The organism is Streptomyces sp. D2-8, assembly GCF_023184515.1.
Classification (GTDB): Bacteria; Actinomycetota; Actinomycetes; order Streptomycetales; family Streptomycetaceae; genus Streptomyces.
The window spans coordinates 1-9601 of the sequence record NZ_JAAHBP010000045.1 but is presented as its reverse complement, the minus strand read 5'-3'; the positions used below and the strand labels follow the sequence as shown (position 1 = coordinate 9601).

Genomic DNA, 9601 nt, shown 5'->3' with positions numbered 1-9601 from the left:
CGATCTGGGAGCAGATCACTGGAGTTGCCGGCCTGTCCACCACGCCGTAAGTACACAGCCGGAACCCGACTCCACCACGCCCCGGCACACCGTCAGACGACCCCACACTCAACAACGTGACAACGCCGGCGTGCGCTCTGCGATCAGCAGCGCGTAGCCGAGAACACCGTCCGCGACCGCCGCACGGGCGGCCGCCAGGACGGCAGGGGCGGCGTCGAGGTCGACACCCGCGGCCAAAAGACGGGCCGGGGCGGTCATGCGCAGCAGATTCAGCCTCGCCTCGATCTGGTCGATCATCCGCAGCATCGCCTGATCGTGGCGCTCGGTACGGAGCGTGCGAAGTCCCGCGCCGGCCAGGATCTCGGTGTACTCCTCAAGCGGCCGGGCGTCGGCGATGCAGGCGATCCGGGCGCCGAGGCCGGTGAGCTCGGGCGGAAGCCGGGTGGGATCGATGGTGACGTCGGTGATGCCGAGGCGCCCGCCCGGCCGAAGTGCTCGGGCGAACTCGGCCGCCGCGCGCGTCTTGTCGGGAAAGGTACACAGGGCGCACTCGCACACCACGGCGTCGAAGACGCCATCCGGGTACGGCAGGTGTTCGGCGTCCCCGGTGGTGAACCGTGCCCGGTCGGTGAGGCCGGCGGCCTGGGCGGCGCCCTGGGCGAGGGCGGTGTTCGCCGGCGCGTAGTCCACCCCGTCGACGTCGGCGCCGTAGGTGTCGGCCAGCAGCAGGGCGGTGGTGCCGCGGCCGGAGGCGACATCGAGGACCCGCGCACCCGGGGCCAGGCCAAGGCCGTCGGCGAGGCGCCGGGTCAGGACGGTACCGCCGGGATGGTAGGACTCCCCGAGGAGCAGGGCGACGATGTCGGAGGAATACGCGGCGGCGCAGCACGCCTTCAGCTCCTCACCGGTGGGCGGCTGCGTCATGACGGGAACGTCCCTTCTGCGCCAGGGGTGTTCGCGGTCTTCGACCCGTACGGCGTCGCCGTCAGACGGCCGGCGAGCGGCAGCGCGTTCGGCGCGACCGGGGCGACGGGGACACCGGACATCTTGGCACGCACCTGTTCGCGGTAGCCGACGGAGTTGTAGGCGCAGAAGGGGATGAGGCGTCCGTCGGGGGTGATCTCCTCGACGCAGCACTTCATCAGCTGCTTGACGTTGAGGGTGTAGGGATCCTGGAAGTCCTGCACGACGATCATGAACGCCTTGTCGTTGAGGTCCTTCACCGCTTCGGGGAGGTCGATGCCGCAGGCGTCAGCGCAGTCCAGCGCCTCTGCCGTCGCCCGCAGCTTCTCATCGGTCGTGGCGGTGCCCATGAACGCGGAGGCGGACCACAGTTTCTCCAGGGCCTCGCGGATCCCGGCTTCGGGCATGACCCGGTTGGTGACGTAGTCGAGGTAGTCCTCGACGTTCAGCAGCCGCGGGATCGGGATCACGGTGCGGTTGCCCGGTTCGCCGTCAACGAGGAGGTAGGTGATGGAGCGGCAGGTCGGGAAGCAGCACGGTACGGGGAAGAAGTCGCCCTTCTGAAACCAGTTGGGCCGCTGGTCGTTGATGAGGCGGATGACGTCGGGGTTGGTGAGCCGGTTCAGCGGGTCGAACTCCACGTGCCGGCCCGAGTGGGTGACCGGCTGGAACGCCACCGAGCGGACCGCGGGGTCGTCGATGCCGTACTCGATGATCGCCCCGAGTTCGTGCTCGTTCAGCCCGCGCTCGACCGCGGCGACGAGGGTGACGGTCAGCCCGTGCTCGGCGCAGTTGTCCAGGGCCCGCCGCTTGAACGTGCGCAGGTCACGGCCCCGGATCTCCATGTGCGTGCGCTCGTCGAAACCGTCGAACTGAAGGTAGATGTTCACGGACTTGCCCTCGACCTGGTTGCGTTTGCCGAGTTCGGCGACGAACCGCCGGTCGGTGGCCAGGCGGATGCCGTTGGTGTTGAGGTTGACGTTCTTGATCGGGCGGGTCTGGGCCAGATCGATGAAGTCGAGGATGTGCTTGTGGATGGTGGGCTCTCCGCCGGAGAACATCACCACCTCAGCCTCGCCCTCGGATTCAACGAACGCGTCGAGCATGGCCGCGCACTGCTCGTGGGTGATGGAGTAGCCTCCCCCACTCTCGGCTCCGCTCGAGCGGGGGGACCCCCATGGCTGGTGTCCGGAGTCGGCGAAGCAGATGGGGCAGTCCAGATTGCAGCCGGTGTTGACCTCGATGATCCCCAGGCAAGCGTGCTGCTTGTGCTCCGGGCACAGCCCGCAGTCGCTGGGACAGCCGTCCTTCACCTCGGTCTGGAACGTGAGCGGAATCGTGCCGGGCTTGTTGAAGCGGGCCGAGGACAGGTACTCCTCGGCGTCCCCGTAGACCAGCGCCTCGAACTCACCGTGCTCACCGCACCGCTTCCGCAGATAGACCTTCTCGTTGCGGATGTTGACCTGTGCGTCGATGGGTTTCTTGCACATGGGGCAGATGGACTTGGTGAACTCCACGAACACCTCGTCGCGGTCGGCCTTGCGGCGGGGGGCGGGTCCCTGGGTCACGCGTACCTCCTCCATGAATGGGCTTCCTTCACTCACTGGGCGTCGTCACGATCAGGGTTCTCGCCCACCTGCGGCGGGAGAGGTGAGCCGGGACGGCCGGGCATCAGTCATCCGGCCGGCGCCCCGGCGGCGACCGACCCGGCACCTCAGCGGACAGCCCGCGCCGGCGAGGAGGATGACCGCGCCGACGGTGATCAGCCACCCATGGGACAGGGCACCGCCGACCACGCCGAGTGCACCGCCGGCCGCGAGCAGAGGGGCCGCGCAGCACACCACCATCTGCAGCCCGGCGCCCACGGCCACCGCCGTGCCACCCGGACCGGAACGCTCACCGGATGCCGGCACCGCCCCTCACCTCCTCTGGGCTTGATCCGCTTTGGCGGACATCCGAGATCAGGGGTTCAGCCCCCGGGAGGATGTCCATCATGGAGAGCATGGGGAAGAAGAAGCCTCGCCCTCGTCGCTCGTTCACCCCGGAGTTCAAGGCGGAGATCGTCGAGCTGTGTCGACGCGGTGACCGCTCGGTCGGTCAGATCGCCAAGGACTTCGATCTGACCGAGACCGCGGTGCGTGACTGGGTGAAGCAAGCCGAGGTCGACGCGGGCGAGCGGGACGGCCTGACCAGCGGCGAACGCGAGGAACTGGCCGCACTGCGGCGGGAGAACCGCCGTCTGCGTGAGGACGTCGACATCCTCAAGCGGGCCACGGCTTTCTTCGCGAAGGAGACCCGGTGACGGTGCACCCGTTCATCGAGGCGGAGAAGCGTGCAGGTCACAGCGTCAAACGAGCGTGTGAGCTGCTGAAGGTCTCCCGGACCGCCTTCTATCCTCGCCGCGCTGCCAAGCCTGGTCCCCGCGCGCTCCGTGACGCCGAGCTGGCGGAACAGATCGCCGACGTCCACACGAGATCGCGGGGAACCTACGGCGCCCCGCGCGTGCATGCCGTGCTCAAGCGGCAGGCGCCGGATGTGGCCGCCGACGTGTCGCGCGGCTGATGCGGGCTGCCGGCCTGCAGGGCCGGCACCGCAGACGACGACACCTGACGACGGTCCCCGATCCACGAGCTGCCCTGCGGCCCGATCTCGTCGCGCGGGACTTCCAGCCCGACCCCGCCGGCCTGGATGCCCGCTGGTGCGGCGACATCACCTACATCGCCACGGAAGAGGGCTGGCTCTATCTGGCCACCGTCATCGACATCGCCTCCCGCCGCGTGGTCGGCTGGGCGACGGCCGACCACCTGCGGACCGATCTGGTCGCCGATGCCCTCACGGCCGCCTGCCGCAAGCGCCGCCCCACCCGTCCGGTGATCTTTCACTCGGACCGTGGCTGTCAGTACACCAGCCAACAATTTGCCTCGCTGGCACACCAGTTGGGGGTGCGTCTGTCGGTCGGCCGCACCGGACAGTGCTGGGACAACGCACTCGCCGAGTCGTTCTTCGCCACCATCAAGAGGGAGTTGCTCAGCACCGGCTCCTGGCCCAGCCGGGCCGCCGCCCGCACCGCGATCTTCGACTTCATCGAGGGCTGGTACAACTTGCACCGTCTGCACAGCAGCCTCGGCTACCGCAGTCCCGCCGAATACGAGACCGCACTCGCAGCCTGACCACCACACCAATGGTGTCCGTCAAAGCGGAACAAGCTCACCTCCCGATCGGCATGCGAAGGCGCGGGCCCGGGGCGGGCGGAGCGGAACAACACGGCCGCGTACAGCAGGGTCAGGGCGTCCTGGAGCAGCACGAACCAGCTCAGCCGCTGGGCCAGGTAGATCCCGAAGCAGCCACAGTTGGCGACGGCCAAGCCCCGCGCGTACGCCTGCACGGCCAGCACCCCCCACACCACCGACACGGCCGTGTACACCCACACCGGCGCCGGCGCCTTCGAGCGGGGGCGGGCCAGGAACCAGATCCCGCACACCAGTTCGCCCGCGATCAGCACCACGGCCAGCACGGTCGCGGCACTGCCGGTCACCAGCCCGTACGCGGACAGAATCCGCGGCATGTGCCCGAAGGAGGCGAGCTGGCCGACGCCCATGGCCGTGTACACCGTCCCGAGCACGATCCTCAGCACCATGAAACGACCGTAGGCTCCCGGCCGCGGCGAGAACTGTAAGCGCGCTCACCGAACCACCATCCCCGCTCCCGGCACGGTCGAAGAGCGAAGCGGATCTCGCCGCCGGGCGAGCCCGCATCCGGGGGATCGGGAGGTGCCAGGTGAACGGTCAGCGGTCTCCCCGCCCGCCTCGCCTTCAGGCTCTCAAGGCCACGGGCACGGTCGGTGCGGCCACGGTGCCGCTGGTCGGCGGCTGTGATCGGCATGGGCGTCAGCAGTGAGCATGCCGTTGAGCGTCTGGTCGGAGAAGGGCTGATGTGGTCGGGGTGGAAGCGGATCTGGTCGGCGGGCAGTGCCTGCGGAACTGGTCGGCGGGCAGTATCCGTATCGGGCGTGCATCCCGAGCAAGACGATGATCCGCGCGGGCAGCACCTGCTGGTGGCCGCCGGCCGCAACTGGCCGGGCGTGGCCTGGAGACCATCTGGCTCGACCGAACGGACACCCACCAGCACCCCGCCGCCCCGCCGTACGGTACCGGCGATCCGCTCACCGCAGACCCGAGCGCCGCTCTGCCTCTTGTCGGACCGCGGCCAGGGAGGCCGCGACGGTCGCTTCCCACCGTGGGGCGACCAGGCCACCCCACCACTGCCCGGCGCGCCACAGATCCGTGGCGAGTTCACCCTCGTAGACCAGCCGCGTACCGGACTCGCGCTCAGTGAGGGTGAACGATTCGGTGACCGCTGGAACGGGCCCGCGCACCAGGCGGAAGTCGACCCGCTCCGGGCGGGTGAACCGCACCGTCTCCACCGTCGTCGCCGTCAGCCGCCCGCCCGCGACCGGGGTGTAGTGGGCGGCGAGCACCATGTCGCTGCCCTGTTCCAGCACCGTGACCTTCTCGCGCATCGCTCGGGTGGCCCGCCCCAGATACGGCTGGGCGATGACGTCGGACACCACCTCCCGCGGTGCCCCGATGTCGACGGTCTGCGGCCCCAGCGGTCGTGTGCGCCGCCCGACGCCCATATCCAGCGGCAGTGCCCCGGTCACCAGTCCCAGATACCCGCCCGCCGCTCCCGCGCCCGCCACGGTCACCGCCCCTAGAGCACCGATCCACGCCATTGGCCCGACCTCTCCACGCGTCCGTCCCTGTCTCACGTACGACGCTAAGCCGGGCATGTCCGCCGATCAGTGAGCGCGCTCACCTTCCTCCCGGCGCGTCGGCCCCTACTCTGAGCGCCATCGCCGTCGTGGTGGAGGACCAAGGAACATGGAGCCTGTTTCCGAGATGGCCGGCAGCCGTGCCGCGACGAACGCGCTGCTGGCCGGTCTGCGTGCGGACAACCTCTCTCCGGCCGCGGTCATGCGCTTCCTCGGCCTGGCAGCACACCGGTCGCTGCTCCAGGCCACCCGGCGCCCCCGTGCCCTGGCCGAGCTCACCGCCCTGCACGCCGTCCTGTACGCGCTGGCGGCCGGGAGGCGGCCCGGACGGCGCTGGGTGGCCGCCAGTTGGGGACTCGCTGCCTCGCACCTGGGGCTGCTGGAGCACCGCACCCGCCTTGCCCACGCAGACATCCTGACGCTGCTGCGCGGCAACCTGCCCGCCCTGCCCGGCGCATCCGGGCGTGTCTCCGGGGCGGTGGCAGTCGGCCTTGATCTGGCCGACGGGCGCCTGGCCCGCCATCAGGGGACGACCTCCCCCTTCGGCGACTACGCCGACACCTTCGCCGACGCCGCGTTCTGGATGTGGCTCACCCTGCGCCACGAACCCAGCCGCACCGTACGAGTGGCGGCCATCGCCGCCTGGGCGCTGCCCGTCGTCACCGTCACCGCAGTCGCACTGCGCCGCGGCGCCATGCCCGAGCGGCCCCGCCCCGTCCTGCTGCGCCCGGCCGCCGTCCTGCAGGCCGTCATCGCCCTCCGGCACCTGGTCCGCCGCTGACCCGCCTCGGTCACTGCCTGCTGTCCGCCGGCGCATCCGGCTGCGGCGTGCCCTCCACCCGTACGCCCTGCCGGAACGCCACATGGCCCGCGCTGGGGGCGCTCGCCCCGGTCAGCGGCCCCTCCAGGCTCTCGGCCTTCGAAGCCGCCGCAGCCGACGACAAGATCGCCAAATCCGTCATCTACCTCGCCTACTTCGTCATCGCCTGGAACAAGATGCACGGCTCAACACGTCACCCGGCGACGTCTTCCGCTCCCCCTGCGACAGCGAGGGCGGGTCGCTTCGACGGCCATCACACCGCCGAGCAGTTCGTCAGCGAACTCCCGGCGGCCTCCAAGGGCTTGTTCTCCGAGGACTTCCCGGACCAGATCCGCAAGCCCGACGGTGTCCTGACGGACAAGCTGCGCCCGATGGACAACACGTGTGAAGCGGTAGATCAACCGACCATGGAACGTGCGGGCCGAGCCTGCTTCCGCCCGCATGCAGACCTGGTGAGGGGCCAATGCCACACCTGATATCTGTCAGGGACGCGACGTCCCTGACACGGTCTACGGTTCGAGGCGCCGGCTCGGGGGACCTCTTGGCCGCTGTGGCGGTTCGGAGCAGGAGTGCCGTGAACGCTCCGATCGGGTAACAGCAGTAGCCGGTGTGACGACATGACGATGATCCCGGCAGGCGGGCATTACGCTGCGGGAGCCGTCCGCCCTCCAACGGGTCTGCCACCCGGGGGTGCGAAACCTGCGCGTCGACAATGCGGCGTCTGTATCAGAGGGACTGCCCTCGGGTGAGGTGTGCCCGCACCGACGACCGGATCTCGTCGCTACGACGGCATTCGGCCAACACCCCACCCCATTCCGTCTTTCGGGCAACCGGGTAACCGATCCGTTCCTCTCACAGCGCGGGCGAAGCAAACGCCTCTCACAGACGGCCCCGGCTCGGACCTCGCGACGCGCCGTGCCGCCTGCTTCCTTCTCACAGCACCGGAGGACGAGGGAACCATGACCAGAAAGCGCACCGCTCGGCTGCGGCGTACGCTGCTCGCCGGCACCACGGCCATCGCCGTGACGGCCGTTACGGCCGGCATCGTGGCCGCAGCGCAGGAGCCGGCGAAGGCCGCGACGGGCCCCGAGCTGAGCCTCATCGCGGCGACCACTTCGGTGACGCTCACCTCCTGGAAGGAGGAGCCGGGTGTGTACCTGGACCTCGGCACCTACCTCATCGCCGAGGGGACGCCGCTGGAGCTCAAGGTGACCCGGAAGTCCTACAAGGACCCGGTGACTGTCACCCAGACCGTGTACGAGGGCGGCAAGGCCAAGGCGAAGAAGCTGCCCACAGGCACCGTGAAGGACTTCTCCGGGCTGCCCGGCTTCGCAGAGATCACCCTCACCGACAAAGCCGGCAAGAAGGTCCTCACCCGCACCGAGAGCTTCTGCCCGAACAACGCCAGCGGCCGAGTGCGGCCCGACGCACCCTCCACCTCCAAGTATCCGGAGAGCTGCCCCACCAACCCCTTCACCCTCGGCTCCGTGTGGGGCATCGAGAAGGGCTGGGCGGCCAACACCTACGCGGGCTCCTACACCGAGCCGATCCGGCTGCCGGCCGGCAAGTACACGGCCAAGATCGGTGTCGCCAAGAAGTACCGCGACCTGTTCGGCATCGCCGACAAGACGGCCACCGTCAAGGTGACCGTGGTGGAACGAAGCTACGAGGAAGAAGAGGGCACCACCGAGGCAATGTCCCGGTCCGCGAAGGCCGGCGAGCATGCCGGGCACGGTGCCGGGCACCAGGCGCCGACCGCGCACGCCGGTCACGGGCCGGGGCATGCCCCGGCCCCCGCCGAGGCCGCCGCGCCGGTGACGAGCGGTGCAGGCCCCTCGTACAACGTGGGCCACGGTCCGCTGAAGGCCGCGCCGCCGGCGCTGCCGTGGGCGCTGAAGAAGAAGCAGAAGTCCACGCTGTCTCCACAAGCCGGGGACATCGGCGGCCAGACCGACGGCTCGCGTCAGGCGCCCGCCCTCAAACCGCTGTCGAAGCGGCCCACCGGTAAGCCCTCCGTCCCGGACGTCCCCAAGCCGGACCTGCGCTCGCTGCCGGCCTACGGCATCACCATCAGCGACGGCGGCAAGGACATCCCGGGCAAGGACTACCTGGCCTTCAGCGCCAACGTCTGGAACGCCGGCCCGGCGCAGCTCGTGGTGGACGGGTTCCGCTCGCCCGGCAAGGCCAAGATGGACGCCTTCCAGTACTTCTACGACGCCAAGGGCAAGCAGGTCGGCTACACCCCGACCGGCACCATGGAGTGGGACCCGCGCCCGGGGCACGTGCACTGGCACTTCACCGACTTCGCCAGTTACCGGCTGCTGAAGGCGGACAAGAAGGAGGCCGTGCGCAGCGGCAAGGAAGCCTTCTGCCTGGCCAACACCGACGCGATCGACTACACCGTGAAGAACGCCAACTGGCACCCGTACAACACGGACCTGGCCACCGCCTGCGGTGAGGAGAACTCGATCTCCGTCCGCGAAGTGCTGGACGTCGGCTCCGGTGACACTTACACCCAGGACCTGCCGGGCCAGTCCTTCGACATCACCGGCGTGCCCAACGGCACCTACTACATCCAGGTGCTGGCCAACCCGGAGAAGCGGCTGAAGGAAACCAATCTCGACAACAACAGTGCCCTGCGGAAGATCGTGCTCGGCGGCAAGCCGGGTAAGCGGACGGTCACCGTGCCGGCGCACGAGCTGGTGAACGCCAACTGACCCTGCCACGCGTCTGGGGAAGCGTCCCCGCCTGGGAGCAGGGCGGGGACGCGACCATGGGCGGCAGTGTCTGAGTGGGCGTTCACGTAGCGTTTTTTCGGTATGCGAGTTTTGCCCATGTGCCGCTTTGGGCGTCTTCGCGAGGTAGGAGTTATTCGCACTCTGCAGGGCCGAGTAGTCGACCGTCCGCCTCGCGCGGCTTCAGCTTGGCGTTTATCCTCGCTGAGCTCGGTGCTCCTTGATCGATTCAGCGCGTTTGGCTGTCTTGCCAACGTCGTGGTGCCTGGCCCTGTGCTTGTTCTTCGAGCCGGCAGGCCGTCCCGGTCCTGG

Annotated in this window: 11 protein-coding genes; 6 read left to right on the top strand and 5 right to left on the bottom strand. The window is 69.3% G+C overall.

The features are described 5' to 3' along the window. Positions 1-108: 108 nt before the first annotated feature. From G3I77_RS40100 to G3I77_RS40090, 3 genes are read right to left on the bottom strand one after another with little or no spacing between them, the layout of a single operon-like run. Positions 109-924, bottom strand: a complete 816-nt coding sequence (locus G3I77_RS40100) for a class I SAM-dependent methyltransferase (RefSeq protein WP_248512339.1) — start codon at positions 922-924, stop codon at positions 109-111. Next, the gene (locus tag G3I77_RS40095) at positions 921-2531 is read right to left on the bottom strand and encodes a radical SAM protein (RefSeq protein WP_248512337.1); all 1611 of its coding nucleotides are present in this window, start codon (positions 2529-2531) and stop codon (positions 921-923) included. The genes G3I77_RS40100 and G3I77_RS40095 overlap by 4 nt, the downstream gene beginning before the upstream one ends. 51 nt (positions 2532-2582) lie before the next feature. Then, entirely contained in the window at positions 2583-2876 is a 294-nt protein-coding gene (locus tag G3I77_RS40090) for a hypothetical protein (protein WP_248512333.1), read from the bottom strand. Between the two features lie 89 nt (positions 2877-2965). On the opposite strand from G3I77_RS40090, the gene G3I77_RS40085 reads away from it, so the two are divergent. The 3 genes from G3I77_RS40085 to G3I77_RS40075 are packed head-to-tail and all read left to right on the top strand — an operon-like array spanning position 2966 to position 4133. Further along, positions 2966-3265: a transposase gene (locus G3I77_RS40085; protein WP_374388667.1), complete on the top strand. Its 300-nt coding sequence runs from the start codon at positions 2966-2968 to the stop codon at positions 3263-3265. Next, positions 3262-3525 (top strand): IS3 family transposase, encoded by a 264-nt coding sequence (locus tag G3I77_RS41030; RefSeq protein ID WP_248512331.1) that lies wholly within the window; start codon positions 3262-3264, stop codon positions 3523-3525. Before G3I77_RS40085 ends, G3I77_RS41030 begins: the two co-directional genes overlap by 4 nt. Continuing rightward, entirely contained in the window at positions 3525-4133 is a 609-nt protein-coding gene (locus G3I77_RS40075; protein WP_248512329.1) for an IS3 family transposase, read from the top strand. The genes G3I77_RS41030 and G3I77_RS40075 overlap by 1 nt, the downstream gene beginning before the upstream one ends. On the opposite strand, the gene G3I77_RS40070 is transcribed toward G3I77_RS40075, so the two are convergent. Together G3I77_RS40070 and G3I77_RS40065 are read right to left on the bottom strand one after the other, a co-directional pair. Beyond that, a complete protein-coding gene (locus tag G3I77_RS40070) occupies positions 4091-4600 on the bottom strand; it encodes a MauE/DoxX family redox-associated membrane protein (RefSeq protein WP_248512327.1) in 510 nt (169 codons plus the stop codon). The genes G3I77_RS40075 and G3I77_RS40070 overlap by 43 nt on opposite strands. A 525-nt stretch (positions 4601-5125) precedes the next feature. Next, the gene (locus G3I77_RS40065) at positions 5126-5695 is read right to left on the bottom strand and encodes an SRPBCC family protein (RefSeq protein WP_248512325.1); all 570 of its coding nucleotides are present in this window, start codon (positions 5693-5695) and stop codon (positions 5126-5128) included. A gap of 148 nt (positions 5696-5843) precedes the next feature. On the opposite strand from G3I77_RS40065, the gene G3I77_RS40060 reads away from it, so the two are divergent. From G3I77_RS40060 to G3I77_RS40050, 3 genes are all read left to right on the top strand, one after another. Continuing rightward, positions 5844-6515: a CDP-alcohol phosphatidyltransferase family protein gene (locus G3I77_RS40060; protein WP_248512323.1), complete on the top strand. Its 672-nt coding sequence runs from the start codon at positions 5844-5846 to the stop codon at positions 6513-6515. Positions 6516-6562: 47 nt separating this feature from the next. Continuing rightward, the gene (locus tag G3I77_RS40055; RefSeq protein WP_248512321.1) at positions 6563-7030 is read left to right on the top strand and encodes a hypothetical protein; all 468 of its coding nucleotides are present in this window, start codon (positions 6563-6565) and stop codon (positions 7028-7030) included. Positions 7031-7513: 483 nt separating this feature from the next. After that, positions 7514-9271 (top strand): lysyl oxidase family protein, encoded by a 1758-nt coding sequence (locus G3I77_RS40050; RefSeq protein WP_248512319.1) that lies wholly within the window; start codon positions 7514-7516, stop codon positions 9269-9271. Positions 9272-9601 lie beyond the last annotated feature (330 nt).

What these genes read in the sequence shown, in the direction of transcription:
- G3I77_RS40100 (WP_248512339.1), bottom strand. Translation starts at nt 924, where the DNA reads ATGACGCAGCCGCCCACCGGTGAGGAGCTGAAGGCGTGCTGCGCCGCC.
- G3I77_RS40050 (WP_248512319.1), top strand. Translation starts at nt 7,514, where the DNA reads ATGACCAGAAAGCGCACCGCTCGGCTGCGGCGTACGCTGCTCGCCGGC.
- G3I77_RS40060 (WP_248512323.1), top strand. Translation starts at nt 5,844, where the DNA reads ATGGAGCCTGTTTCCGAGATGGCCGGCAGCCGTGCCGCGACGAACGCG.
- G3I77_RS40075 (WP_248512329.1), top strand. Translation starts at nt 3,525, where the DNA reads ATGCGGGCTGCCGGCCTGCAGGGCCGGCACCGCAGACGACGACACCTG.
- G3I77_RS40085 (WP_374388667.1), top strand. Translation starts at nt 2,966, where the DNA reads ATGGGGAAGAAGAAGCCTCGCCCTCGTCGCTCGTTCACCCCGGAGTTC.
- G3I77_RS40065 (WP_248512325.1), bottom strand. Translation starts at nt 5,695, where the DNA reads ATGGCGTGGATCGGTGCTCTAGGGGCGGTGACCGTGGCGGGCGCGGGA.
- G3I77_RS40070 (WP_248512327.1), bottom strand. Translation starts at nt 4,600, where the DNA reads ATGGTGCTGAGGATCGTGCTCGGGACGGTGTACACGGCCATGGGCGTC.